Origin of the sequence: Rhodococcus sp. NPDC060084 (assembly GCF_042730335.1) — a bacterium.
Taxonomy (GTDB): Bacteria; Actinomycetota; Actinomycetes; order Mycobacteriales; family Mycobacteriaceae; genus Rhodococcus.
The window spans coordinates 1-25738 of the sequence record NZ_JBHWWX010000016.1 but is presented as its reverse complement, the minus strand read 5'-3'; the positions used below and the strand labels follow the sequence as shown (position 1 = coordinate 25738).

The 25738-nt window shown below is 66.5% G+C and carries 21 protein-coding genes; 7 read left to right on the top strand and 14 right to left on the bottom strand.

All coding sequences use genetic code 11. From position 1 onward, the window contains the following. Positions 1 to 13: 13 nt before the first annotated feature. Positions 14 to 1393, top strand: coding sequence for an APC family permease (locus ACFWBU_RS11095; RefSeq protein ID WP_378528277.1), 1380 nt, complete (start codon positions 14 to 16; stop codon positions 1391 to 1393). A gap of 3 nt (positions 1394 to 1396) precedes the next feature. On the opposite strand, the gene ACFWBU_RS11090 is transcribed toward ACFWBU_RS11095, so the two are convergent. The 5 genes from ACFWBU_RS11090 to dxr form a co-directional block, all read right to left on the bottom strand. After that, positions 1397 to 3241: a penicillin-binding transpeptidase domain-containing protein gene (locus ACFWBU_RS11090; protein WP_378528276.1), complete on the bottom strand. Its 1845-nt coding sequence runs from the start codon at positions 3239 to 3241 to the stop codon at positions 1397 to 1399. Between the two features lie 46 nt (positions 3242 to 3287). Further along, positions 3288 to 4124, bottom strand: coding sequence for a GNAT family N-acetyltransferase (locus ACFWBU_RS11085; RefSeq protein ID WP_169620571.1), 837 nt, complete (start codon positions 4122 to 4124; stop codon positions 3288 to 3290). Between the two features lie 73 nt (positions 4125 to 4197). Further along, a complete protein-coding gene (gene ispG / locus ACFWBU_RS11080) occupies positions 4198 to 5352 on the bottom strand; it encodes a flavodoxin-dependent (E)-4-hydroxy-3-methylbut-2-enyl-diphosphate synthase (protein ID WP_169620570.1) in 1155 nt (384 codons plus the stop codon). 45 nt (positions 5353 to 5397) lie between these two features. Further along, a complete protein-coding gene (locus ACFWBU_RS11075; protein ID WP_378528275.1) occupies positions 5398 to 6615 on the bottom strand; it encodes a M50 family metallopeptidase in 1218 nt (405 codons plus the stop codon). Between the two features lie 15 nt (positions 6616 to 6630). Next, a complete protein-coding gene (dxr, locus tag ACFWBU_RS11070; RefSeq protein WP_378528294.1) occupies positions 6631 to 7752 on the bottom strand; it encodes a 1-deoxy-D-xylulose-5-phosphate reductoisomerase in 1122 nt (373 codons plus the stop codon). 185 nt (positions 7753 to 7937) lie between these two features. Here dxr and ACFWBU_RS11065 point away from each other — a divergent pair, with 185 nt between their 5' ends. Next, positions 7938 to 8186: a DUF2631 domain-containing protein gene (locus tag ACFWBU_RS11065; RefSeq protein ID WP_378528274.1), complete on the top strand. Its 249-nt coding sequence runs from the start codon at positions 7938 to 7940 to the stop codon at positions 8184 to 8186. Positions 8187 to 8375: 189 nt separating this feature from the next. Here ACFWBU_RS11065 and ACFWBU_RS11060 read toward each other — a convergent pair whose 3' ends face one another. From ACFWBU_RS11060 to ACFWBU_RS11050, 3 genes are read right to left on the bottom strand one after another with little or no spacing between them, the layout of a single operon-like run. Continuing rightward, positions 8376 to 9158 (bottom strand): enoyl-CoA hydratase/isomerase family protein, encoded by a 783-nt coding sequence (locus ACFWBU_RS11060; protein WP_378528273.1) that lies wholly within the window; start codon positions 9156 to 9158, stop codon positions 8376 to 8378. Positions 9159 to 9174: 16 nt separating this feature from the next. Continuing rightward, positions 9175 to 10446, bottom strand: a complete 1272-nt coding sequence (locus ACFWBU_RS11055; protein ID WP_378528272.1) for an acetyl-CoA hydrolase/transferase family protein — start codon at positions 10444 to 10446, stop codon at positions 9175 to 9177. After that, positions 10443 to 11648 carry a CaiB/BaiF CoA transferase family protein gene (locus ACFWBU_RS11050; protein ID WP_378528271.1) on the bottom strand — a complete coding sequence of 402 codons (1206 nt, stop codon included), beginning with the start codon at positions 11646 to 11648 and terminating at the stop codon, positions 10443 to 10445. Before ACFWBU_RS11050 ends, ACFWBU_RS11055 begins: the two co-directional genes overlap by 4 nt. Positions 11649 to 11758: 110 nt before the next feature. On the opposite strand from ACFWBU_RS11050, the gene ACFWBU_RS11045 reads away from it, so the two are divergent. Next, positions 11759 to 13276 carry a class I adenylate-forming enzyme family protein gene (locus ACFWBU_RS11045; RefSeq protein WP_378528270.1) on the top strand — a complete coding sequence of 506 codons (1518 nt, stop codon included), beginning with the start codon at positions 11759 to 11761 and terminating at the stop codon, positions 13274 to 13276. Between the two features lie 45 nt (positions 13277 to 13321). Then, complete coding sequence (locus ACFWBU_RS11040) at positions 13322 to 14098, top strand: SDR family NAD(P)-dependent oxidoreductase (protein ID WP_378528269.1); 777 nt, start codon at positions 13322 to 13324, stop codon at positions 14096 to 14098. On the opposite strand, the gene ACFWBU_RS11035 is transcribed toward ACFWBU_RS11040, so the two are convergent. The 6 genes from ACFWBU_RS11035 to ACFWBU_RS11010 form a co-directional block, all read right to left on the bottom strand. Next, positions 14059 to 15144 carry an ABC transporter ATP-binding protein gene (locus tag ACFWBU_RS11035; protein ID WP_296550866.1) on the bottom strand — a complete coding sequence of 362 codons (1086 nt, stop codon included), beginning with the start codon at positions 15142 to 15144 and terminating at the stop codon, positions 14059 to 14061. The two genes, ACFWBU_RS11040 and ACFWBU_RS11035, sit on opposite strands and share 40 nt — an antisense overlap. After that, positions 15144 to 16271: an ABC transporter ATP-binding protein gene (locus ACFWBU_RS11030; protein ID WP_378528268.1), complete on the bottom strand. Its 1128-nt coding sequence runs from the start codon at positions 16269 to 16271 to the stop codon at positions 15144 to 15146. The genes ACFWBU_RS11035 and ACFWBU_RS11030 overlap by 1 nt, the downstream gene beginning before the upstream one ends. Continuing rightward, entirely contained in the window at positions 16268 to 17173 is a 906-nt protein-coding gene (locus ACFWBU_RS11025) for an ABC transporter permease (protein WP_296550864.1), read from the bottom strand. Before ACFWBU_RS11025 ends, ACFWBU_RS11030 begins: the two co-directional genes overlap by 4 nt. Further along, positions 17170 to 18132, bottom strand: coding sequence for an ABC transporter permease (locus ACFWBU_RS11020; protein ID WP_296550863.1), 963 nt, complete (start codon positions 18130 to 18132; stop codon positions 17170 to 17172). Before ACFWBU_RS11020 ends, ACFWBU_RS11025 begins: the two co-directional genes overlap by 4 nt. A gap of 95 nt (positions 18133 to 18227) precedes the next feature. Then, positions 18228 to 19778 (bottom strand): ABC transporter substrate-binding protein, encoded by a 1551-nt coding sequence (locus tag ACFWBU_RS11015; RefSeq protein ID WP_296550862.1) that lies wholly within the window; start codon positions 19776 to 19778, stop codon positions 18228 to 18230. Between the two features lie 70 nt (positions 19779 to 19848). Continuing rightward, complete coding sequence (locus ACFWBU_RS11010; protein WP_378528267.1) at positions 19849 to 21420, bottom strand: ABC transporter substrate-binding protein; 1572 nt, start codon at positions 21418 to 21420, stop codon at positions 19849 to 19851. Between the two features lie 278 nt (positions 21421 to 21698). Here ACFWBU_RS11010 and ACFWBU_RS11005 point away from each other — a divergent pair, with 278 nt between their 5' ends. Genes ACFWBU_RS11005 through ACFWBU_RS10995 form a run of 3 tightly spaced genes read left to right on the top strand, consistent with a single transcriptional unit; the run spans position 21699 to position 25628 of the window. After that, positions 21699 to 22682, top strand: a complete 984-nt coding sequence (locus tag ACFWBU_RS11005) for an MDR family oxidoreductase (protein WP_296550860.1) — start codon at positions 21699 to 21701, stop codon at positions 22680 to 22682. A gap of 14 nt (positions 22683 to 22696) precedes the next feature. Next, entirely contained in the window at positions 22697 to 23893 is a 1197-nt protein-coding gene (locus tag ACFWBU_RS11000; protein ID WP_378528266.1) for a MaoC family dehydratase N-terminal domain-containing protein, read from the top strand. Positions 23894 to 23918: 25 nt separating this feature from the next. Next, complete coding sequence (locus ACFWBU_RS10995) at positions 23919 to 25628, top strand: class I adenylate-forming enzyme family protein (protein ID WP_378528265.1); 1710 nt, start codon at positions 23919 to 23921, stop codon at positions 25626 to 25628. The last annotated feature ends 110 nt before the right edge of the window (positions 25629 to 25738 follow it).

Below are 25738 nucleotides of genomic sequence, written 5' to 3'. Positions count from 1 at the left end.
GAAGGAGCGTTCGATGCCGGAGACCACCGCAGCGCCCGAACTCAAACGTGTGATGGGGCCGGGTCTGCTGCTCCTGTTCATCGTCGGAGACATTCTCGGCACAGGGATCTATGCACTCACGGGCAACGTCGCGAACGAAGTCGGCGGAGTCGTCTGGCTGCCGTTCCTGACCGCGTTCGTCGTCGCCACGATCACCGTGTTCAGCTACCTCGAACTGGTCACGAAGTATCCGCGCGCCGCGGGTGCCGCGCTGTACACGCACAAGGCGTTCGGGATCCACTTCCTCACGTACATGGTCACGTTCACGGTGATGGCATCCGGTATCACCTCCGCATCGACAGCGGCACGGGCGTTCGCGGCGAATTTCGGGGAGGCGTTCGAGCTCGACCTCGCGGGCGGAATCGGGATCACCGTGGTGGCGCTGGGGTTCATTGTCGCGGTCGCCGTGATCAACGTGCGCGGGGTCAGCGAAAGCGTCAAGACGAACGTCGTGCTCACCGTCGTGGAACTCTCGGGCCTGCTCATCATCATCTTCATAGGGATGTGGGCGCTCGGGTTCGGCACCGGTGACTTCTCGCGAGTGGTCGAGATCGATACCGGTGATCGCTCCGTCTTCACCGGGGTGGTCGCGGGCACGGCTCTCGCGTTCTTCGCCATGGTGGGATTCGAGGATTCCGTGAACATGGCCGAGGAGTGCAAACACCCGACGCGCATCTTCCCGAAGGTCCTGCTCGGCGGTCTGTGCATTACCGCGCTCATCTACGTGCTGGTCTCCATCACGTCGGTGGCACTGGTGCCCCCCGACCTCCTCGGGGAGGGCGAGACCCCGCTGCTGCGGGTCGTCGAAGCAGGTGCGCCGGCCTTCCCCCTCGGCATCTTCGCGTTCATCACGATGTTCGCGGTCGCCAACACCGCCCTGATCAACATGCTGATGGCGAGCCGCCTCCTCTACGGGATCTCGCACGAGGGTGTGGTCCCCGCTGCGCTGGGCAAGGTGCACCGGACGCGGCGTACGCCCTACGTGGCGATCGCCTTCACCTCCTTGCTCGCAGTCGGGCTCATCACGTTCGTCGGGGAGATCCCCGAACTCGGCGGCACGACGGCATTGCTTCTGCTCATGGTGTTCACGATCGTGAACGTGGTCGTGCTGGTCCTGCGCCGTGATCACGTGGACCACAACCATTTCCGGGCACCCACGGTGCTGCCGGTCATCGGTGCCTCGAGTTGCCTGTTCCTCGTGTCCCCGTTCGTGGATCGGCCGGGCACCCAATACCGCATCGCAGGCGTCCTGCTGGGAATCGGCGCACTGCTGTGGGTCGCCACCCGCCTGCTGGCACGATACGGCGGGATGACGCACCGGACGTCTGCGCCGGCGGAGCCACCCGTCGACTGACGATCAGGCGCCGTCGTCCCGGTAGTCGGGCGGCAACGCGGCGAACATGTCGCGCGTGACCGCGACGGCATTGTCCGAACTGCCTCCTCGCACCACGAGGGTCGCGAACGCGAGGTCACCCCGGTAGCCGACGAACCAGGAGTGCGAACCGCCCTCCACCTCTGCCTCACCGGTTTTGCCGTACACGTCGCCCTGGTCCCGGATGCGGTCGGCGGTGCCGCTCGTGATCACCAGGCGCATCATGTCGCGCAGGCCCGCCACCACCTCCGGAGAAACCGGAGCGGGATCACCCTGCACGACCGTCTCCCGGCCTTCGATCAGATACGGGACGGGTGTGCGCCCGCTCGCGACGGTCGCGGCGGCGAGCGCCATCCCCAACGGGCTGACGACCACCTTGCCCTGCCCGAATCCGTCCTCGGTGCGTTCGACCAGATCGTCCGCGGGCGGAACCGACCCGGTGAATGTCGGCATGCCGACCACCTCGTAGTCGACGCCGATGCCGAATCGCCCGGCGGCGGTGTGCAACGCATCCGATTCCATCTCGGAGGCGAGTTTGGCGAACGAGGTGTTGCACGACCTCGCGAAGGCGGTGGCGAGTGTGACCGAGCCGAGCGCGAACTCGTTGTAGTTCGGGATGCTGCGGTCGCCGATGGTGATGCGTCCCGGGCACGGAACGATGGTGTCGGGCAGTGCGAGACCGCTCGACATGGCGGCGCCCGATGTAATGATCTTGAATGTGGAGCCGGGCGGGTATTGCCCTGCGAGCGCCACCGGTCCGTCGCGGTCGGCAGCGGAGTTCTGCGCCACCGCAAGCACCGCGCCGGTGGAGGCCTCGATGACCACAGTCATTGCTTGCTCCGTCCGGGCGCCGACCGCATTCTGCGCGGCCACCTGGATCGGACGGTCGAGGCTGATGGAGACCGACGGCACCGGCATGGGTTTCGTCTCGGTGAGCACATCGGTGTCGACGCCGTACTGGTTGACGATGACGACGCTCCACCCCGCGGTCCCGTCGAGTTCGCCGATCACCGCTTTCTTCACCTGCCCGACGAGGTCGGGCGCGAAGGTCCGATCCGTCGAAACCAGATCGGACTGTTCGGTCACCACCACACCGGGTATCGCGGCAAGACGGCCGGCAACGAGTTCGTAGTCGTCCTCCGCGAGCCGTATCACCGACCGAGGGCCGGACACCGCGGTCACCGACTCGGCGATGGCCTGGGCGCTCAGCGACGAGTCGAACTGCACGAGCGCGGCGGCCAGAGCCTTCGCCGCGGACGAGACGTCTCTGTTCTGCGTCGCATCGAAGGCGATGCCGTACACGGTCCCCGGGACGAGCACGTCGCTGCCCGCATGCTCGTTGACGCGGGCGCGCGGGGCCGGAGTGCTGCGCAGTTGCATGGTCTGGCGGTTGCCGAGTTGCGGGTGGAGAGCCGATTTCGCCCATCGGACCGACCACTGCTCGCCGCTTCGCCCCATGTGCAGTTCACCCGTGTACTGCCACACCCTCTCTCGCGGCAGGTGCCATTCGTAGCTGTACCCGACGGTCGCGGAATCTCCGTCGATGCGCGTGGAGGTGGTGGTCGCCACCAGGGATTCGGCTTGCAGCCCGTCCCATGCCTCGCCCAGTGCACCCTCGGCCTCGTCCGGCCGGTCCGAATGCGCGGCCGCTGCGGCGAAGTCCTGCGCCGCGAAGTCGTCGAGAAAAAGCTGCGCGGCGGCTTGGGGGCCCGTGACGCCGGGCGTGCACGCGACGAGAAGACCGCACAGCAGCGCCGTCGCCACCCAGACCGCGACGACGGCGACACGACCGGGCCGCGCGGGCGCCAGAGGTGAACGTCGAGGGCTCATCGCCCGTCATGGTAAGCGGACGAGCGCCCGAATCGGCCGAGGCGCGTCAGTCGAGCAACACGGTCGTGAATGTCGCGACCTGGCGGAAACCGATGCGTTCGTACGTGGCGCGCGCCCGGGTGTTGAAGCTGTTGACGTACAGGCTCGGCAGACGCCCCGTCGCGGTGACGGCTGCGCCGACCGCGGCCGTTCCGGCGGCACCGAGACCGGCGCCGCGTTTGTCCGGGTCGACCCACACGCCCTGGATCTGGCCCACCGTCGAGGACTGTGACCCTACCTCGGCCTTGAACACGACCCGGCCGTCCTCGAAGCGCGCCCAGGCGCGTCCGGCGGCGATGAGGCTCGCGACCCTTCGCCGGTATCCCGCTCCCCCGTCGCCGAGACGCGGGTCGACTCCGACCTCCTCGATGAACATCGAGATGGCGGCGGGGAGATAGGCGTCGAGTTCTTCCGGGCGCACCCGCCGGACGCGCGGATCGGGATCGATGCGGGGTTCCCGGTCGAGAACCAGCAGCGGTTGCTCGGCGCGAACCTCACGCGGAGGCCCCCACGCGGATTCGAGTGCTTCCCACATCGGCAGCGCCAACTCGGCGCGGCCCACGATCGAGGAGCACAGACGCGGCCCGCGGACGGCTCGCTCGGCGAACGCCTGGATGTCGTCGGGGTTCCCGAGCAGGGGTATGAGGTTTGCGCCGGCGAAGCAGAGTGAGGACTCCGGCCCGCCGCGACTCCACATGTCGCCGCCGACAGCACGACCGTCGAGACCGTACTCCTCGACGCGACCCGCCACCATGCACGACGCCACAGGGTCTCTCGCGAGCACCCGCAACACCGAGGCCGTATCACGGCCACCCAGCGACCGGACACCCAGAAGCTTGAGCACTCGCTCACCACCCGTCGACAAGCCGATACGAGATCAGGGTGCCACGCGTCACCCGCTCAGGGAAATCGGGGTATCAGCCGACGGACACGACCGGGTTTCCGGCTCCGGCGTCGCCTTCCATCTCCTCGGCGATCCGCATCGCCTCTTCGATCAGCGTCTCGACGATCTGCGCTTCCGGCACCGTCTTGATGACCTTGCCCTTGACGAAGATCTGGCCCTTGCCGTTACCCGACGCCACACCGAGATCCGCCTCGCGGGCTTCACCCGGACCGTTGACGACGCAGCCCATCACTGCGACGCGCAGCGGGATCTCCATCCCCTCGAGCCCAGCCGAGACCTCGTCGGCCAGCGTGTAGACGTCGACCTGTGCGCGCCCGCACGACGGGCACGACACGATTTCCAGCTTGCGGGGGCGCAGGTTCAGCGATTGCAGGATCTGCGTGCCCACCTTGATCTCCTCCGCGGGCGGAGCGGACAGCGATACGCGGATGGTGTCGCCGATCCCTTCGCTCAGCAGCGCGCCGAACGCGACCGCGGACTTGATCGTGCCCTGGAAGGCCGGTCCGGCCTCGGTGACACCGAGGTGCAGCGGGTAGTTGCACTGGGCGGCGAGCTGACGGTAGGCCTCGACCATCACGACCGGATCGTTGTGCTTGACCGAGATCTTGATGTCGCCGAAGCCGTGTTCCTCGAAGAGGCCCGCCTCCCACAACGCGGACTCGACGAGCGCTTCGGGCGTCGCCTTGCCGTATTTCTGCATCAGGCGCGGATCGAGGGAACCGGCGTTCACGCCGATGCGGATCGGAATGCCCGCGTCGCCGGCCGCCTTCGCGACCTCCTTGACGCGACCGTCGAACTCCTTGATGTTGCCGGGGTTGACCCGCACCGCGGCGCATCCCGCGTCGATGGCGGCGAAGATGTACCGGGGCTGGAAGTGGATGTCGGCGATCACGGGGATCTGGCTCTTCTTCGCGATGGTCGCGAGAGCGTCGGCATCCTCCTGCCGAGGGCAGGCAACACGCACGATGTCGCAGCCCGAGGCGGTGAGCTCGGCGATCTGCTGAAGCGTGGCGTTGATGTCGTGGGTCTTGGTGGTGCACATCGACTGCACCGAGATGGGGTGATCGCTTCCGACACCGACATTGCCGACCATGAGCTGGCGTGTCTTGCGTCGCGGCGCGAGGACCGCGGGCAGTTCGGGCATGCCCAATCCGACGGGGCTGGTCACAGTTCGCCTTCTTTCGTAGCTACCCGGCAATTCTAGCGGCGCAGGTCAGAACAGCTGGATGGGGTTGATGATGTCGGCGGTGAGGGTGAGGACCATGAACGCGCCACCGATCACGACGGCGACATAGGTCAGCGGAAGCAGTTTCATGTAGTCGACGGGCGCTCCTTCCGGCAGCCCGCGCAATCCGCGCACCCAGTTGCGGATGCGTTCGTAGATCGCCACGGCCATGTGCCCACCGTCGAGCGGAAGCAGCGGCAGGAGATTGAAGGCACCGAGGAAGAAGTTGAGCTGCGCGAGCAGCAGGACGAAGGACTGCCAGATCCCGCGCTCCGCGAACTGCCCGCCGATGACACTGGCACCGACCACGCTCACCGGGGTGTCGATGGCGCGCTCACCGCCTGTCACCGCAGTCCACAGATCCGACACCTTGCTGGGCAGATCCATGAGCGACTGGGCAGTGATCACGGCCAGGTCGCCGGTGAATTGGAACGTCGCCGGAATCGCCGTGAGTGCGTTGTACTCGGTCGGACGGTTCTCCTCTCCCGTCACGCCGATCGCGCCCACGGTCTCGGAGGTGATCTCCCCGGTCGCGGTGTTCTCCACGTACCGCTGCACCTGTTCGACGGTCACCGGCACGGTGAGGGTTTCCCCGCCTCGCTCGACCGTGAAGTCGACGGTGCCCGTGGCGGCGCGTGTCGCCTCGACCAACGCGTAGAACCCTTCGACCTCCTGGCCGTCCACAGCGACGATCACGTCACCGGGCTGGATTCCCGCCTCACCGGCGGGCCCGGTGCCGGTACACGGGGCGAGCGCGTAGTCGCCGTCCGCCCCCGCCTGGCTGGGTGCCACACAGGACACCTCCGCGACGGTGGCCTTGGGATGCAGTTGCGGCAGCGCCCACGCGACGGCGAGGACATAGATCAGGATGATGCCCAGCGCGAAGTTCATCCCGATGCCGCCCGCCATGACGACCAGGCGCTTCCACGTCTTCTGCTTGTACATCGCGCGGTCGTACTCATCGGGAGCGAGTTCGTCGAGGGCGGTCATGCCCGCGATGTCGCAGAAACCCCCGGCGGGGATCGCCTTGAGACCGTATTCGGTCTCGCCGCGGCGGAAGGCGAAGATGCGCGGCCCGAAACCGATGTAGTAGCGCCGAACCTTCATGCCCAGTTTCTGCGCGGTCCACATGTGGCCGGCCTCGTGCAGGGCGATGGAGGCGGCGATGCCAAAGGCGAAAACCACAACGCCCAATACGAACATCATGTGTGGCCGATCCTCCTAGTCGACGAGTGTGCGCGCCCGGCTGCGGGCCCAGCCGTCGGCTGCGAGCACATCGTCCACGGTACTGGGTTGCGCCGACCACTCGTCGGCGTCGTCCAGCACGGCCTCGACGGTCTGCACGATCCGGGGGAACGAGAGCCGTCCCGCGAGGAACGCCTCGGCGGCGATCTCGTTCGCCGCGTTGTACACGGCGGTCAGGCAGCCGCCGCGGCTTCCCGCGGCGCGTGCGAGTTCCACAGCAGGGAACACCGCGTTGTCGAGCGGCTCGAACTCCCATGTCGACGCCGTCGAGAAATCGAGCGCCGGAGCCGCCTCCGCGACACGGTGCGGCCAGCCGAGCGCGAGCGCGATCGGCAGAGTCATCGACGGCGGCGAGGCCTGGGCGAGCGTGGACCCGTCGGTGAAGGTCACCATGGAATGCACGATCGATTGCGGATGGACGGTGACGTCGATCCGGTCGTAGGCGATACCGAACAGCAGGTGCGCCTCGATGAGTTCGAGCCCCTTGTTCACGAGCGTCGCGGAATTGAGGGTGTTCATCGGGCCCATCGACCACGTCGGATGGGCGCCGGCCTGCTCGGGTGTGACCGACTCGAGACGATCTGCCGTCCAGCCCCGGAACGGCCCCCCCGACGCGGTGAGCACCAGACGGGCCACCTCGTCGGCAGTGCCGCCGCGCAGGCACTGCGCCATCGCCGAATGCTCGGAATCGACCGGCACGATCTGGCCCGGAGCGGCCGCTGCCGTCACGAGCGCCCCACCGGCGACGAGCGATTCCTTGTTCGCCAGCGCGAGGCGCGCCCCGGTCTCGAGAGCCGCGAGGGTCGGCGCGAGCCCGAGCGAGCCGACGAGCCCGTTGAGCACCACGTCGGCTTCCACCTCCCGCACGAGCGCGGTCACCGCGTCGGGGCCGCTGCGCACCGGACGGTCGAGGCGCGACGCAGCGGCGGGGTCGGCGACCGCGACCTCGGAGACACCGAACAGACGGATCTGCTCCGCCAGCAGGTCGATGTTGCCACCGCCCGCGGCGAGGCCGACCACCTCGAACTTGTCGGGGTTCGCGTCGATCACCTGGAGCGCTTGGGTCCCGATGGAGCCGGTGCTGCCCAGCAGCAGCACGCGTGTACGGGAGGAGTTCTCTGCTTCGGCCACGGATGCATTGTTCCCGACGGCGGTGTCCACGTCATGAACCGGTGGTCACGGGTCGTACCGGACTTGCCGTGAGAGCGCCCCCACTTCATACGACGGGCGGTCGTATGTCACGATTAGCGGCAACAGGACCAACTGGCAAGCAGGAGGAAACGGTGGCCGGTACCGAGCTGGAGTCCATTCATGACAGAACGGTGGCGGAGGTGCCCTCGGCGGAGTGGGGCTGGAGCGGTGAAGCACCGCGCGTGTTCCGTGCCGCAGGCTGGATTTTCGCCGCGTTCCTCCTCCTGATGATGATCGGCAACCATACCGGCCGCGTCGAGGACCTGTACCTCATCGGTTTCGCTGCGGTGATCGTGTTCATCCTTGTGCGCGACATCGTCAGTCGCCGTCGCATGCGGTAACACCACTGGTCGAACAGCAGGGCCCGCCCGGAGCAATCCGGGCGGGCCCTCGCCGTCGTGGTCCCCGCGTCTCCCGTTAGTGCACAGGCTCAGCGGCCCCGCCACTGCGCAGAATCAGCGGCCCCGCCACTGCGCAGAATCAGCGGCCCCGCCACTGCGCAGAATCAGCGGCCCCGCCACTGCGCAGAATCAGCGGCCCCGCCACTGGGGCGCACGTTTGGCCGCGAACGCCCTCGGTCCTTCCTGCGCATCCTCGCTGTTGTAGCAAAGCTCGGACGCGTGCCGGGCGGCCACCAGCGCAGCCGACCGTCCCATTTCCGTCGAGAGCATCACGGTCTCCCGCGCCGCGCGAACCGACAGGGGTGCACCGGCCAGGATCTCACCCGCCAGGCCGAGTGCCGTCGCGAGGAGGTCTCCGGGCTCGGCGAGCCTATTGACCAATCCGATCTCGTACGCCCGCTGCGCGGTGATCGGTTTTCCGGTCAGGAGGATTTCCATCATGATCCGCTGCGGGATCATGTGGATCAGTGGAGAAGCCCACGGTGAGCTCCTGCCCACCTTCACTTCCGTGACCGCGAACGTCGCACCGGTACTCGCCACACACAGGTCGCACGACTGCGCGATCAGCCAGCCCCCGGCGAACGCGGCCCCGTTGACCGCCGCGATCGTGGGTTTCGACAGTTCGACCGTGTCGTACGGGACCGGAATCAGCGTGCGGGGCGGAACCGTCATCCCCGTCTCGACCATCTCCTTGAGATCGCCACCCGCACAGAACGCCTTGTCCCCTGCCGCGGTGAGGACGGCGACCCGCAGGCCGGGATCGTTCTCGAAGCGGTCCCATGCGGCGTACAACCCCGCGCGCACCTCCGCGGTGAGACAGTTGCGCGTCTCCGGCCGGTTCAGCGTGATGACGGCGATGCCGTCGTCCCGGGCATCGAACAACACTGCGGCGTTCGACGGATCCCCGGTCATCGGACAACTCCGCTCATCAGAAACCTCTCTGTCGTATCAGGTGTGCCTCGCGGTCGAGCGCGTCGCGGAAATCGGGGTGGGCGATCGCAATGAGCCGTCTGCTTCGTTCGGCCAAGGTTTGTCCCCGCAGTTCTGCGGCCCCGAATTCGGTGACGACCACGTCCACCTCGCTTCTCGCGGTGGTGACGGGGCCCGAGAGCCCGGCGGTGATCCGGCTGACGGTGCCGTTCTTCGCGGTCGCCGGCAGCGCCATGATGGCGTGGCCACCCGGCGAACGCGCGCCCGCACGCACGAAATCCACCTGCCCACCCGTGCCGCCCAGGTACGCGGACCCGCTCTGTTCCGCGTTGACCTGCCCGGTCAGGTCGACCTCCATCGCGGAGTTGATCGTCACCAGGTTCTCCAACTGCGCCAGCACGCCGGCGTCGTGGGTGTACGAGGTCGTACACATCCGGATCTCCCGGTTGCGGTGCGCGAATCCGTAGAGCCGATCGGTGCCGATCAGGGCTCCGGTGATCGACACCCCCCTGTCGATCTTCTTGCGGGCGTTGGTCAGTGCGCCGGACTCGACGAGATCGACAAGTCCGTCGCCCAGCATGCCGGAGTGCACCCCGAGATCCCTGCGGTCGGAGAGCAGGCGCAGGACGGCGTCCGGGACGGTGCCGACCCCCATCTGCAGGACCGCACCGTCGCCGATGTATCCGGCGGCGTGCCGGGCGATCGCTTCGTCGGTCTGGCCGATCCGTCCCGGCGGCACCTGTACGGGTGGGCGCGAGACGTGCACCGGGTAATCGATTCTCGACTCCGGGAGCATCTCGCCGAAGGTGAACGGCACCTGATCGTTGACCTCTGCGACCACTACCCGCGCCCGCGCGACGGCGGCCTGCACATAGTCGCTGACAAGACCGAAACTGTGGTTGCCCTCGCCGTCGGCGGGACCGACCTGAACGAATGCCACATCGCAGCCGATGATCCCCGCCTCGATCATCGGGCCGACCTGACTGACGTGGCACGGAATCACGTCGAGGCGGTGCGCCTTGCTCATCGACCTCAGGGCGCCGATGGCACCCATGCTGGACAGCGCAAAGCTCTCGGCCGATTCGGGGGTGAAGATTCCCGAGAAACTGGTCGCGACGAACACCGTCAGATCGCCGACGTCGCGGCCTTGCGCGATCAGCGCTTCGAGCACGCTCGACGGTTCACCGCATGCCTGGCCGACGACGATGTGGTCGCCCGGGCGGAGGAATTCGCGAACATCGATCTCCGCGTCGGTACGAACCTGTGTCATGAGCCTACCGTTCCGCGCGAACCGTTCGAATCGGCATCCCCTGCACGCGAACAGGGTTCGGTAACGCGCCGGAGTTGCTCGAGGACGTCGGCGGTATCGGCGCCGAGTCGGGGCGCCGGTCCCGCGATGCGTCCGGGTGTACGCGAGAACCAGGTGGGCGGCCCGGGATAGCGGACCGGCCCGTACGGAGAGTCCACGTCGTCGAAGAAGCCGGTCTGTTCGAGATGCGGATTGTCGAACAGTTCGTCCAGTGTGCGCACCGGAGCGGCAGGGATATCACGAGACCGCAGGAGATCGAGCCATTCCTGCGTCGTGCGCTCCTCGAACGTCGTGCCGAGCAGTTCGTAGACCTCGTCGATTCGTCGCGCCCGCTGTTCGAGAGTCGCGAAGTGTTCGCCGGCCCATTCCGGTTTCACGGCGTCGACGAATGCCGCCCATTGCTTGTCGTTGTAGACGAGCGCCGAGATCCGGCCGTCCTTGGTGCGGTAGGGCTTTCGGTTCCGTGCGACGACGCGCGGGTAGACAGCCGGGCCCAGTGGCGGCGTGAACATCGCACCGTTGCCGTGTTCGACGAGCATGAAGGCCGCCATGGTTTCGAACATGGCAACTTCGACTTCCTGCCCCTCCCCTGTCCGTTCACGATGGAAAAGGGCCATCATCGTGGCGTAGAGCGCCGTCATCCCGGCGACCTTGTCGGCGATGATCGTGCCCACGTACCCCGCCTCACCGGTCAACTGCTCTTGCACCGACGGCAGGCCGCATTCCGCCTGGATCGTGTCGTCGTAGGCCGTGAGGTTCGAGTCGGGTCCGCCGCGCCCGTATCCGTAACAGTTGGTGTAGACGATCGACGGGTTGAGTGCCGCGACCTCGTCGTATCCGAATCCGAGACCCGCTACGGCGGTCGCACGCATCGAGTGGATGAACACATCGGCGTCGACGATCAACTCCCGTAGCGTCGACGCGCCCTCGTCGGTGCGCAGATCCAGTACGACGCTTCGTTTACCGCGGTTGACGTTGACGAAGACACCGCCCATCCCGGGCTCGGGGCCCACCGAGATGTAGCGGGTGTTGTCGCCCGCCGGCGGTTCGATCTTGACCACGTCCGCCCCCATGTCGGCCATGATCTGGGTGCAGTACGGACCCATCACCATCGCCGTCAGGTCGACGACTCGCACTCCTGACAGGGGACCTCGGTGTTTCATCGACAGAACCTCGCTGCTGCGTCGGGTCGGATTCCCCGGCGCGCGGGCCTTCCGGGAACGGCGCAAAACTATCAGATGAATCTTTACAAGGATAGTGGTATGACTGGGTGGTGGACAGAACCAGAGCCCTCTCGGGCACGATCGACACGGTGCTCGACGCCGCCCTTTCGTCCCACCCGGACGCACCGGCGATCGAGGCCGCCTCGGGAGTGTGGTCGTACGCCCAACTCGACGACCAGGCCCGACGCGCCGCGGGGGCATTGTGGACACTCGGTGTCCGGCCCGGCGACCGGGTGGCAGCGTGCCTGCCCAACGACCTCGACATCGTCGCGGCCTTCCACGGAGCACAACGCGTCGGTGCGGTCTGGGCCGGGATCGGCGAAGCACTCTCCGCCGCAGAACAACAGAACCTGCACGACATCTGCGCGCCGACAGTGGTGCTCGCCGGACCCCAGTACAAGGCCGGCGGGTCGCGGTGCGTCGGCCCCGATCGCTGGGCCGAACTCCTCGCGGCCGGCCACGAGTGCCCGCCCCTCACCCACGATCTCGATCAGCCTGCCGGAATCGCCTTCACCAGCGGGACTTCCGGGACGCCGAAAGCCGTCGTGCACAGCCAGCGCAACCTGCTCCTGCCCGGAGCGTCGCTGGTCGCCACCCGGGGCTGGGGCCGGGAACTCCGCAAGGGAGACAGCTTCCCGCTGACGATTCTCAATCTCATGGTGCTCTCCACCCTGCTCACCGCACAGGCGGGCGGGTGCGCCGTGATCATGAACCGGCGCGATCTCGAGGGTGTCGCACACTGGATCTCTTCGCGGCGCGTCACCGTATGGAACGGCGCTCCGGCCCAGCTCTACGATCTCGCCGCGCGACCCGACCTGGATCTCGGTTCGCTGCGCGAGGTGTGGAGCGGCGGCAGCGACACCCCCGACGGCCTGCGCCGATCCTTCGCCGACGCACACGGCCTGATACCGCGCGTCACCTACGGTCTGACGGAAGCACCCACCGTCGTGTCCATCGACCCACCCGGAACCGCATGGCGAGCCGGAACGAGCGGACAGGTACTGCCCCAGTACGACGTCGGCGCGTACGACGACGACGGTCGCCGCCTTCCTCCCGGTGAGCCGGGTGAACTGCGGCTGACCGGCGCAACAACCGGACACTGGGCACACGCATGGACGCCGATGCTCGGTTACCTCGAGGACGGGAACATCCGGCCGCCGGAACCCGGAAACGTCCCGACCGGCGACATCGGGACCGTGGACGCCGACGGCTGGCTCACCGTCGTCGACCGTAAGAAACTCGTCATCATCCGCGGCGGAGCGAACGTCTACCCGCTCGAGGTCGAGCGCGTCATCGCCACCCATCCCGACGTCACGAAGGTCGCGGTATACCCGGTGCCGGACGACCGGCTCGGCCAGCGTGTCGCCGCGGTCATCGAAAGTTCCTCAGAACAACCGGATTTCGACGCGCTCACCGAGTTGTGCCGAAGTGAACTCTCCCCGTACAAGGTCCCCGAGATCTGGAGCCGGATCGACTGCCTGCCCGTCAACGCCATGGGCAAGATCCAGCGCGCCGGGTTGTGCGAACTCGTCGACGCACACCGGCGGCCCGCGCCGGACCGGACGTGACACTCTGCTCGTACATCGATCCACCCCCGAACCCGAGGAGCGCCCGTGGCGTTGAACAGCGAGATCGTCACACGAATGTTCGGCCTGGAAGGCCGGGTCGCGATCGTGACCGGCGCGTCCTCCGGACTCGGCGCGACCGTCGCGGAAACCCTCGCGGGACTGGGCGCCGAGGTTGCCGTCGTGGCCCGCCGGAAAGACCGTCTCGAAGAACTCGCCGAACGGATCGGCGGCTTCGCGGTGGCCGCCGACCTGACCGATCTCGACGCGATCGGACAAGTCGTGCCGGCCGTCGCCGAGAGACTCGGACCCCCCGAAATCCTCGTGAATGCAGCCGGAAGCATGTTCACGGAGGAGCGGGCCGAGTCGGAACCGCTCGACGCGATGCGCCGTACCCTCGACCTCAACCTGCTGGCGCCGTTCCGCCTCGCACAGGACGTGTTCCCGCACATGCGCGCTGCCGGACGCGGCTCCATCGTGAACGTCTCGTCCATCAGTGGACGAGTCGGCGTCCCGGGTATCCCCCAGGCTTCTTACGCGGCAAGCAAACTCGGGCTGTCCGGTCTGACGGCCGAGCTCGCCGTCCAGTGGGCGCGACACTCGATCCGGGTGAACACGGTGGCGCCCGGCTTCTTTCGCAGCGAAATCACCGGGCCGCTCTACGACAGTGAACGCGCCTCCGAATACCTGCGGAGAAACACTCCGCTCCCGAAGGACGGAACCGCCGACGACATCGTCGGCGCGATCGTGTGGCTCGCCGGTGACGCCGGTAGTTACGTCACCGGTCAGACCGTCGTCGTGGACGGCGGGTGGACGGCGCGCTGATCTTCCCGCTGTCCGGCAGCGACGCCGACCCCCGCGGCACAGTCGGTCTCCGACGAGACGCCCTCCGGGTAATGGCATGCCACGAAATGGCCCGGACGTATCTCGCGAATCGACGGTTCCTCGGCGGCGCACGTGTCCCGGGCCGACGGGCACCTGGTGCGGAACCGGCATCCACTCGGCGGATCGACAGGTGACGGGATATCTCCGGCCGGTGCCGTGCGTTGCACCGGCGCCTCGGGATCGGGTTCGGGAACGGCGCTGATCAGAGCGCGCGTGTACGGATGCGCGGGTGCGCTGAACAGTTCGTCGGACGCTGCGACCTCACACACCTTGCCGAGATACATCACCACGACACGGTCGCTCACGTTCTTCACCACCGCGAGGTCGTGCGCGATGAAGACGAGAGTGAGCTTGTACCGGGTCTTCATGTCTTCGAGCAGGTTGATGATCTGGGCCTGCACGGACACGTCGAGCGCGGATACCGGCTCGTCGCAGATCACGAGTTCGGGATCGAGAACCATCGCCCGCGCGATCGAGATGCGCTGGCACTGTCCTCCGGAGAATTCGTGGGGCAACCGATCCGACGCCGTATCCGGGTCGAGACCCACACGTTCGATCATCGCCCGGGTGCGAGACTCGATTTCCTCTGCCGGCGCGCCGCCCTGGATCCGCAAGCCTTCGGCCACGATGTCCTTGACCTTGCGCATCGGGTTGAGAGAGGAAATCGGATCCTGGAAGATCATCTGCAGCTTCCGGCGGTGCGCACGAAGTGCGGAGCCTCTGAGACCGACGATCTCGGATCCGTCCACGACCACCGAACCCGATGTGGGAGGCGGAAGTTGCAGGATCGCCTTCGCCACGCTCGACTTACCGCATCCCGATTCCCCGACCAGGCCGACTGTCTCTCCTCGTCTGGCGTCGAAGCTCACGTCCGAGACCGCGAAGACCCGCTCGTTGCCCTTGCCTGCATATTCGACGGTGAGGTTCCGGACGCTGAGCACCACGTCCTGGTCGTCCCGCAGATGCGCAGTTCCACTGCCGGCCATCAGATCACGTCCCTGGAATCGATTCGGGTCCCGGCCGCCGTCACACCGGCGGAGGCGTTGGCTTCTCGTGCGGTGTCACCGGCAGGCGTGCCCAGTGGATAGAAACAGGCGGCGGAATGCTGCGGTGAGTCGTCTGCGGCCTCGAGCCGGGGCGTGTCCACCAGGCACCGGGCCTGCGCCGACGGGCATCTCGGCGCGAAGCTGCACCCCGCGGGCGGGTCGATGACGGTGGGCGGCCGCCCGGGGATGGACGGCAGTCGGGTGTGGCTCGGATCGCCGAGACGCGGGATCGCGTCCATCAACGCCCGGGTGTAGGGGTGGCGCATGTGGGAGAACAACTGTCGCGTCGGGCCGGTCTCGACGACCTTTCCCGCATACATGACGGCGATGGAATCCGTGCGTCCTGCCACGACTCCGAGATCGTGCGTGATGAGGATCATGCCCATATCGGTCGTCGCCTGTAGATCGCCGAGCAGATCGAGGATCTGTTGCTGCACGGTGACGTCGAGCGCGGTGGTGGGTTCGTCGGCGATGAGCAACTTCGGTGAGCACGCGATTGCCAGTGCGATCGTCACCCGCTGCCGCATTCCCCCCGACAGGTGGTGCGGATACCGGCCGAACCGCGTGGCCGGCTCCGGGATGCCGACTTGCGTCAGCAACCGGATCGCCTCGGTCTTCGCTGCCCGGCGGTCGAGGCCGAGGTGGAAACGCAGTGTCTCCGTGAGTTGCTGTCCGATGGTGAGGACCGGTGTCAGTGAGGTCATCGGGTCCTGGAAGACCATCGCCAGATCCACGCCCCACAGGTGCTTGTTCCGCTTCGGCGAGACCGTGGCGAGGTCGACGCCGTCGAGCAGGATTTCGCTGCCCGGCAGGACTCGCGCGCTGGGAGCCAGGATCTTCATGACCGCGCGTGAGAGCACCGATTTTCCGGAACCCGACTCGCCGACGATGCCGAGGGTCCGTCCCGCTTCGACGCGCAGGTCCACGCCGTCGACGGCCCTGACCTGACCTCGCGGCGTATCGAACCACACCCGCAGCCCGCGCACCTCGAGCAGCGCACCGCGGGATGACGCGGCGCCCGAATTCTCGACGGCGGCGTCCGCCGTCATCTCCCCTACCTCGGTCATATGGAGGACTCCCTACCTATCCGGCCCCGCATCCAGTCGCCGAGCTTGTTGAACGAGTACACGGTCAAGAAGAAGAACAACGACGGAATTAGCACGAGATGCGGGTATTCCCTGAGTGATTCACGTCCCGCGGCGAGCATCCCGCCCCAGCTCGGCGTCGGTGGCGGCACCCCCAGTCCCAGGAAGCTCAAGCTGCCTTCTGCGACCACAAGAGTGGCCATCACCACCAGAGCAAGCGACATGACCGGAAGCATCACGTTGGCGAGTAGCTCCCGCAGCAGCACACGCCACGGTCCGGCACCGAGGGCCTTCGCCGCGATGACGAATTCACGTTCCGCGAACGCCATGGTGTTGGCTCGCGCCACCCGTGCGAAGTTCGGGATGCCCAGCAACGCGAGGCCGAGGACCAATGTCGGCAGGCCCGGACCGAGAGCGGCCACCAGCGCGATGAGGAAGATCAGGGCCGGGAAGGACAGCAGGAAGTTGACGAGAAGCGACACGATGCGGTCCGTCACTCCACGGAAATAACCGGCGACCATGCCCGCCGCGACCCCGATGATCATCGCGATAGCGGTACCGCCGATCGCGACCGCCATCGACACCCTGGCACCGTGGATGCACCGCGACAAGATGTCTCGTCCCAGCGAATCGGTTCCCAGCAGGTGCGATCCCCACGAAGGTGGGGCGCTGAAGTCGTCGGTGATCTCGTTGGGGTCGGGCATCGGGAGCCAATCCGCGACCAGAGCGGCGACGACCACGGCAGCGATCCACACCGCACCGAGTACCGCGCCGTAATCGCGTCCCCGTCTGCGCGCGGCCTTCCGGGGAACGGGAGGGACTTCGGTCGGCGGGAGATGTTCCGTCGCGGTGCCGGTACTCTCCTGCCGGATGACATCGGTCACGAGGCACTCACCTTCCGTACTCTCGGGTCGAGCAGCGGGTAGGCCAGGTCGACGACGGTATTGATGGACAGGTAGAGCAACGCGCTGAGCAGCACGACCGCCTGCACCACGATGAAGTCGCGCGAGAGAATCGAATTGACGACGAGGCTGCCCATCCCCGGCAGGGAGAAGATCAGTTCCACGATCACCGTGCCCCCGATGAGCCGGCCGATCACCACACCGGACACGGTGACGAGCGAGAAGGACGACTGCCGCAGCGCGTGCCGGACGAGGATCCGCGACGTGGGCAATCCCCGGGCGCGCGCCGAGAGGACGTGATCCTGTTGCAGAGTCGCCATCATGTCGCCTTTGAGAAGCCTCGTGAACAGCACACATTCACCCGCAGCCAAGGTCAGAACCGGAAGGGCGATGTGCAGGAGGTGCTCGACGGGATCCTCGGAGAACGGCACCCAGCCGAGTGTCGGGAGCAGACCGAGTTGCACGCCGAAGACGAACACGAGGAGGATGCCGAGAACGAAGGACGGCACGGCCAGTGTCGCAGAGGTCAACGCCGTCGCGACCCGGTCCAGACGGCCCCCGGGGCGGTACGCCGACCAGACACCGACGGGGATCGACACCGCGAGCGCGACGAACATGGACAGGATCGCGAGTTCCAGCGATACCGGAGCACGTTCGGCGATCGAGGCCAGCACATCCGTCTGGGTGGTGAACGAGCGCCCGAAATCGCCCTGCAGCACACCACCGATCCACGAGAGGTACCGCTCCATGAGCGGATCGTCGAGACCGTAACTCGCGCGGGCGATGTCGCGCATCTCGTCGCTCGCACCCGGTGGAACCAGACTGTCGACCGGATCGCCGGGGATCAATTCCAGCAGCAGGAACACCGCCACACTGACCATCCAGATCAGCAGCAGGAAGTTCCCTATCGGTACCGCACTTCGTCTGACGATGACGCCCACGCTCGATCAACCCCGTTCGTTCGGTGTGCCGAGTCGCGGCGGGCGCGGCCGTAGATCACGGCCGTGCCCGCCGCACACCGCGGCAATGTGGAGAATTACTTGTCGACCCACGCCCGATCGAGATAGACCCCTGCGCCGCTGAGAGTGCCCGTGAGGACCAGGCCCTGCACGTATCCCGGAGTGAAGATGTACCCGGTCTGGTAGCGCCAGTTCCGCAGCGGTGCGTCGTTGGAGATCTCACCGTTGATCACCTTGTACGCCTCGGCGACCACGTCCGGATCCTTCGATGCCCGGCTCGCGTCGAGAGCCTCGTCGACCTTCGGATTCGAGTACCCGGTGATGTTGTTCGTGCCGTCCGAGTGGAACGTGTCGTAGATGGCGTCCATATGCTGCGACAACGTCGCGGCGATCCCCATCTGGTATCGGCCCGAACGTAGAACACCTTGCAGGGTTGCGTAATCCATCGAGTCGATCTCGACACGAACGCCGTCGAGTTGCTGTACCTGCGACTGGATGAGCTGGGCGACCTGCTCGAGTGCGGGCAGGCCGGCGAACGTGCTCAACCGCAACGTGAGGTCGCTCTTCCCCGTCTTCGCCAGGTACTCGTCGAGCAGGGCCTGCGCTTCGGGAAGATTCTTCTCGGGAAAGGTGCCCAAGTCGTCGTCGCGATACGCGCTGTCGGGGAACAGGAATGCGTCCACCGGGTCGTCGCCGGGGTACACGGCACTGTTGATCTGCGCGCTGTCGAACGTCTTGAGCACTGCGAGCCGGAGTTGCGGGTCCTTCAGGTCCGGGTCCTCGAAATTGAAGTTCAGTCCCGTTCCCCCGACCAGTGGAAGCGCATGGACCGTGAATCCCTCGGCTTCGACCGCTCTGGCGTCCTTGGAGAGCAGCGACCAGTTGATGTCGATCTCTCCGGATCGCAAGGCGTTGAGGCGCTGATCGTCCTGGCCGATCACCTTCAGGACGAAGCTGTCGAGGTACGGCGCGCCTTCGTCCCAGTACTCGGGGTTAGCCGTGAACCTGGCCTCGGAGTTGCGTGTCCATTTCTCGAGGAGGAACGGGCCCGCGCCGATCGGGGCGTTGCCGAAGTCGGCACCGAGTTGCGTGATGGCGGTGGGTGACCCGATCATGCCCATCCCCTGCGCGAGCGCCCACGGCAACTGGTAGTTCGGTTCGCCCGAAACCACCTCGACCGTGAGCGGATCGATCACCCTCCAGGTCAGCGGCGCCGCGATCCGGGCAGACGGCGAGAGATTCGCGGGGTCTTTGACGCGGTCCCAGTTGAAGACGACGGCGTCGGCGTCGAACGGTGTGCCGTCGCTGAACCGCACACCGTCGCGCAGTGTCAGAGTCCAGGTGATGCCGTCCTCCGACTCGAACGCCGAGGCCATCGCGGGCACGAACTGTTCGTCCTCGGTATCGAAGCGGAGGAGGGTTCCGAATACGGGCAGGCATCGGTCGAACGCGTGGGTTGCGCACCAGACCGGATCCATCGTCTGGCCCTCGACGTTGACGGCCATCACCAGTTCGCCGCCGCGGACCGGGGTGTCGGACCCGGCGCCGTCGTTCCCCGACGCCCCGCCGCTACCGCAACCGGCCGCCACCATGACCGATGCGACGGCCACCAGCAATGGACGTGGCATTCTTCGCCAGTTCACTGTCACTTCGTTTGCTCCTGTCATTGGTTCTGCGCCGGTGCGGTAGCGATGGGAACTAGTCGGTGACCCAGATCTCCTCGGGCAACGGCGATCCGAGTGCGTAGACGTCGACTCCCTGCACGTTCTCTCCCCACACGACTGCGGGCACCGCGCGGTAGTACCAGATGCCCGGATTCAGCTCGGCCAGGCGCTCCTGGACCGTTTCGTAGGCCGTCGTGCGCTCTTCGACGGTCACACCGATGCGGCCGGCGTCCAGTGCTGCATTGAGTTCCGCGTCGTCGACACCGACTGTGTTGCCGGACGAGTCCTTGTGGAAGGCCAGCCACAGCGGGTTGTCGGGATCCTGGATGACGGCCGACGAAATGAGCATGTCGAAGTCGCGTGCGGCGGTGCGTGCCGTTGCCTGGGCATAGTCGACAACGTCCACCTTCGCCTCGACGTTCTGGAACGCGCTCAGCTGTGCCTGCAGAGCTTCGCCGAGTGTCCGGCTCTCCGTCGTCGGGTAGGACAAGAATGTGAACGAGACGGGTTTGCCTTCGGCGGCCAACTCGTCGAACAGTTTCTGCGCGGCGGCCGGATCGGTCTCCTTGAGCGCGATGTCACTGAAGAACTGTGAGCTCTCCTCGAAGAGAGTCTCGGGGATCTGACCCTCGTCGTTGTAGACGGCCGTGTTGATCGCGTCTAGGTCCACGGCGAGGGACACCGCCCGGCGTGCACGTGCGTCGTCGAAGGGAGCGCGTGCGAAGTTCATGCCCACGAACTGCCCACCACCCGTCGGGACGACCTCGGTGTTCAGCCCTGCGGCTTCGACCTTGTTGAGACTCGCCCAGTTCGTTTCGGACGCCAGATCCGCGGCACCGGTCGTCATCGCGTTCACTCGCTGGTTCGTGTCACTCACGGTCCGGATGGTGAGAGTGTCCAGATACGGCTTCAGCGCATCCCAGTAGTCGGGGTTCTTGGTCAGTTCGATCGCGTCCTGACGCGTCCACGATGTCAGGGTGAAGGGACCCGCACCGACGGGGTTCGCATCGAATTCGCCCGGCCCCTTGGCCAATGCTGCCGGCGACGCGATCCAGTTCAGCGAACTTCCCACGATGGACTGTGCGTAGTGCGGGTTGGGGGATCTCATCGTGACCTGCAGCGTGGTCGGACCTTCGACACGCGTCTCGGCGATCTGGGCCGCCCATCTGCCGGACGTCGAGCCCAGGGCCGGATCGACGAGGCGATCCCAGTTGTACTTCACCGCAGCAGCATCGAGCGGAGTGCCGTCGGTGAACACGAGGTCGGGCCGGAGTTCGAGAGTGAACGTGGCTCCGCCGTCGGTGGTCGAGAAGTCGGTGGCCATCTTGTACTCGATGTCGAGCGACTCGACATCGTTGATCATCAGTGTTCCGTACAGCGCGTTGCCGAGGGCGGGCTGGAACGCCCAATAGTTGGTCAGGGACGCAGGATCGAGCGAACGTGGCTCGCCGGTCTGCAGGACGGTGAGTGAGCCGCCCGCGACCGGGTCGCCGGCCTCGGTGGTCGACGCGCCCGCGTCGGAACCCGCCTCGCCACACGAGGTCAGCAGCAGCGCCGCGGCGCATGCCGCGGCTACCGCGGGCAGGAAACGTCTGTGTCGGAACATGGGAACCTCTCGAGGGAGACGGAACAGCCGGGATGAGGCACACGGTGCGCGGGTCGGTGAGCAGGAAATCCGGTTGGTTTCGGTGCGTAACGGCTCTCGCCGGCCAGAAACGAATCCCACACTCGAACGCGATGCATCGTGACGACGATCACAGGGAGTATCGCCGGTCGAGGCCGAACATTCAAGTATTGCCATCCTTGTAATGATTGAAGTACGGTGCGGGCGGAGTGCAACGTCCGAACGCACTACGGGCGGACCAAGGAAGGAAGTCTCTACAGATGTTTTCGGCACTAGTGATCGACAAGGGCGACGCCGGCCAGACGGTGACCCTGAAGGACCTCGAGGACAGCGATCTCCCCGACGGCGACGTCACCATCGATGTGGAATATTCCACGCTGAATTTCAAGGACGCACTGGCGATTACCGGCAAATCCCCGGTGGTGCGCAAGTTCCCGATGGTCCCCGGAATCGACCTCGCGGGCGTCGTCACCGACAGCACCCATGCAGAGTGGTCGCCGGGAGACCGGGTCGTCCTCAACGGCTGGGGAGTCGGCGAAACCCATTGGGGCGGACTGGCTCAGCGGGCGCGCCTCCGCGGAGACTGGCTCGTCCCCCTGCCCGACGAATTCACAGCCCGGCAAGCGATGGCGATCGGCACCGCCGGCTACACGGCGAGCCTGTGCGTGGAGGCTCTCCTGAACTTCGGCATCACCCCGGACCAAGGAGAAATCCTCGTCACCGGCGCGACCGGCGGCGTCGGCAGCGTCGCGATCGCGCTGCTCACCAAGGCCGGATTCACCGTGGCGGCCGCGACCGGAAAGACGTCCGAAGCCGACTACCTCCAGCAGCTCGGTGCGTCCACCGTCGTCGACCGCGCGGACCTGTCCGGCCCCGGCAAGCCTATGCAGAAGGAGCGCTGGGCAGGCGTCGTCGATACAGCCGGCAGTCATACACTCGCGAACGCGTGTGCGCAGACACGCTACGGCGGTGCCGTCGCCGCCTGCGGACTGGCACAGGGCATGGATTTCCCGGCCTCGGTCGCGCCGTTCATCCTGCGCGGCGTGTCCCTGCTCGGAATCGACAGCGTGATGGCACCGCGTGAGCGGCGGGTAACCGCGTGGGCTCGCCTGTCCCGCGATCTCGACGCGACCGCACTCGACGCCATCGCCCGGGAAGTATCGCTCGAAGAAGCGATCACCGCGGCGGACCACCTCATGGACGGCACGGTGCGCGGGCGCATCGTCGTCGACGTCAATCGATAATCGGGGGAACACAGATGAGCAAGAAGTCGTCAGCGCCGGAAACCGTGGAACTGGACCTGTCCGACGTGGAACACCGCGTCGGCAAGCCGGTCGGCGGCGGGCAACTCTGGGATCCGTGCAGCACGTCCGACATTCGGCGGTGGGCCATGGCGATGGACAATCCCAACCCGCTGCACTGGAACGAGACGTTCGCGCGCGAATCCAAGTTCGGAGGCCTGGTCGCGCCCCAGTCCATCGCGGTGGCTCTCGACTTCGGGCACGGCGCCGCACCGGCGTGCGTCGGCTACATCCCGAACAGCCACCTCATCTTCGGCGGCGAGGAATGGTGGTTCTACGGCGTCCCGGTCCGCCCCGGCGACAAGCTCTTCCAGGATCGCCGCTTCCACGACTACAAGGTCACGGAAACCAAATTCGCGGGCCCCACGATGTTCTCGCGTGGCGACACCACGCACACCAATCAGCACGGCGCCCTGGTCGCCCGTGAACGTTCCACCGCGATCCGCTATCTCTCTGCCGAAGCCACCAAGCGTGGCATGTACGAGAATCAGCTCGGCGAGATCAGGAAGTGGACCAACGAGGAACTTCTGGAGATCGAGGCCCTGCGCCACGAATGGCTGTTGTCCAACTGGGCGGGCACGTCCCCGCACTTCGACGAGGTCAAGGTCGGCGACACCCTCCCCCGCCGCGTGATCGGACCGCACAGCATCGCCACGTTCACCACGGAATACCGGGCGTTCCTCTTCAACATCTGGGGCACGTTCGAATGGGTGGCACCGGAGGGCGTCGAGGATCCGTGGATCAACCAGGATCCGGGCTGGGTCGAAGGATTCGGCTTCGACGAAGAAGGGGCCATGATCGACCCGCGCAAGCGGGACGGTTTGTACGTGGGCCCGTCACGCGGGCACATCGACGCCGAGAAAGCCGGCGAGGTCGGCATGGCCCGGGCCTACGGCTACGGCGCGACGATGGGTGCGTGGTGCACCGACTTCCTCGCCAACTGGGCAGGGCACGAAGGCATGGTCCGCCACATCAAGTCGGACTTCCGCGGCCCGGCATTCGAGGGCGACGTCACGTACTTCGACGCCGAGGTCGTCGGCAAGGAGACCGACACCACGTGGGGTGTCCCTCTCGTCCAGATCAAGCTGCGCCTGACCAATCAGGACGGCAACGTCCTCGTCTCCTCCACCGCCGAGGTCGAGCTGCCGCTCTGACGGCACCGCAGACAAGGGAGTCATCATGAGCACTGGGACGAACACGGAAGTGGTGGAGTCCGTTTCGATCGTGTCGGGACCTCCGCTCAGCGAAGAACCCGGTCTGGGTGCCCTCACCCTGCCCGGTTTCCTGCGCGAAGTGACAGAGTTGTACAGCGACCGTGAAGCGCTCGTGATGCACGACGCGGACGGCACCACACGCTGGACCTATGACGACCTGTGGGAACGTGCCGTCGAGGTGGCACGGGCACTGCGCGCCGTCGGACTGAGCAAGGACGGCCGCGTCGGCGTGCTGATGACGAACCGTCCCGAATGGATCGCGGCGGTGTTCGGCACTTCCCTCGCGGGAGGCGTCGCCGTCACGCTGAGCACCTTCTCGACCCCGGCAGAACTCGACTACATGCTCGAGACATCGGGAGTGTCGGTGCTGCTGTTCGAGCGCACCGTGCTCAAGACGGATTTCGCCGCTGCCCTGGCCGGTCTGGAGCCGCAGATCGGCACCGCGACGTCCGGTGTGGTGCAGTCGGCGAAGTACCCGTTTCTGCGGTACGTCGCCATGGTCGGCTCCCCCGACGGAGTCGCGTCGCTCCCGTCGTGGGAGGAATTCCTGGCCCACGGTGAGGCGCAACCGCGCGCACTGGTCGAATCCTCCGCGGCGGCTGTGCGGCCCAGTGACGTCGCCGTGCTGTTCTTCTCCTCCGGTTCGACGAGCAAGCCGAAGGGGATTCTCAGTGCCCACCGCGGCGTGAGTATCCAGATGTGGCGCTTCCGGCGCATGTACCGATTCGCACCGGAGCACAACATCCGATGCTGGACGGCCAACGGCTACTTCTGGTCCGGCAACTTCGCGATGGCGTTGGGCAACACCCTCGCCAGCGGCGGTTGCCTCGTGCTGCAACCGACGTTCGATCCTGTGGAAGCACTCGATCTCATCGAGAAAGAGCGAGTGAACTTCCCGTTCGCCTGGCCACACCAGTGGGCCCAGCTCGTGGGCGCACCCAACTGGGACAGTGCCGATCTGAGCAGTCTGCTCTATGTCGACTTCAACACCCCCGTCGCGCGGCACCCCACGGTGACCGCCGAGTGGTACGAACCGGGGCACGCGTACGGCAACACCGAAACATTCACCATCAGCGCGTGTTACCCCGCCAACACCCCGGCCGACGTCGCGGCCGGCAGCAGCGGTGAACCACTGCCCGGCGTGACGATCGAGATTGTCGAACCACTGACCGGTGCAGTTCTGCCACGCGGCGAGCGGGGCGAAATCTGCGTCAAGAGCCCCACACTGATGCTCGGATACGTCGGCACACCTCTCAGTGAGACCGTCGACGAGCACGGGTTCTTCCACACCGGAGACGGCGGCTACCTCGACGAGGCGGGCCGGTTGTTCTGGGAAGGCCGGCTCACCGACATCATCAAGACCGGCGGCGCGAATGTGTCACCGCTCGAGGTGGACGAGGCACTCGTCGCGCATCCCGGGGTGAAGGTCGCCCGCACCGTCGGCGTTCCGCACGACACGCTCGGCGAGGTCGTCGTCTCGTGCATCGTGGCGCACTCCGGCGCGGACCTCGATGTCGACGGGATCCGGTCGTACCTGCGGGAGCGACTCGCAAGCTACAAGGTCCCACGCGAAGTGCTGTTCTTCGACGAGGACGAGATCAGCTTGACGGGCAGCGCGAAGATCAAGTCGAACGAGATCCGGGACCTGGCTGTCGCGCGGCTCGGGGTGAACTGACGTTGGTCGTCGTCGACTTCTCCGACGACTACCCCGAAGTAGTCCGCATCGGCGCCGGCGACCCGACGCCTTTCCAGTGAGCTTTGGGCGCTAGGCGAGCAGTTCGCGGG

Coding starts and splice junctions, on each gene's coding strand:
- ACFWBU_RS11095 (WP_378528277.1), top strand. CDS start 14: ATGCCGGAGACCACCGCAGCGCCCGAACTCAAACGTGTGATGGGGCCG.
- ACFWBU_RS11005 (WP_296550860.1), top strand. CDS start 21,699: ATGTTTTCGGCACTAGTGATCGACAAGGGCGACGCCGGCCAGACGGTG.
- ACFWBU_RS11090 (WP_378528276.1), bottom strand. CDS start 3,241: ATGAGCCCTCGACGTTCACCTCTGGCGCCCGCGCGGCCCGGTCGTGTC.
- ACFWBU_RS11075 (WP_378528275.1), bottom strand. CDS start 6,615: ATGATGTTCGTATTGGGCGTTGTGGTTTTCGCCTTTGGCATCGCCGCC.
- ACFWBU_RS11030 (WP_378528268.1), bottom strand. CDS start 16,271: ATGACCGAGGTAGGGGAGATGACGGCGGACGCCGCCGTCGAGAATTCG.
- ACFWBU_RS11015 (WP_296550862.1), bottom strand. CDS start 19,778: ATGCCACGTCCATTGCTGGTGGCCGTCGCATCGGTCATGGTGGCGGCC.
- ACFWBU_RS11060 (WP_378528273.1), bottom strand. CDS start 9,158: ATGACCGGGGATCCGTCGAACGCCGCAGTGTTGTTCGATGCCCGGGAC.
- ACFWBU_RS11055 (WP_378528272.1), bottom strand. CDS start 10,446: ATGACACAGGTTCGTACCGACGCGGAGATCGATGTTCGCGAATTCCTC.
- ACFWBU_RS11035 (WP_296550866.1), bottom strand. CDS start 15,144: ATGGCCGGCAGTGGAACTGCGCATCTGCGGGACGACCAGGACGTGGTG.
- ACFWBU_RS11010 (WP_378528267.1), bottom strand. CDS start 21,420: ATGTTCCGACACAGACGTTTCCTGCCCGCGGTAGCCGCGGCATGCGCC.
- ACFWBU_RS11050 (WP_378528271.1), bottom strand. CDS start 11,648: ATGAAACACCGAGGTCCCCTGTCAGGAGTGCGAGTCGTCGACCTGACG.
- ACFWBU_RS11000 (WP_378528266.1), top strand. CDS start 22,697: ATGAGCAAGAAGTCGTCAGCGCCGGAAACCGTGGAACTGGACCTGTCC.
- ACFWBU_RS10995 (WP_378528265.1), top strand. CDS start 23,919: ATGAGCACTGGGACGAACACGGAAGTGGTGGAGTCCGTTTCGATCGTG.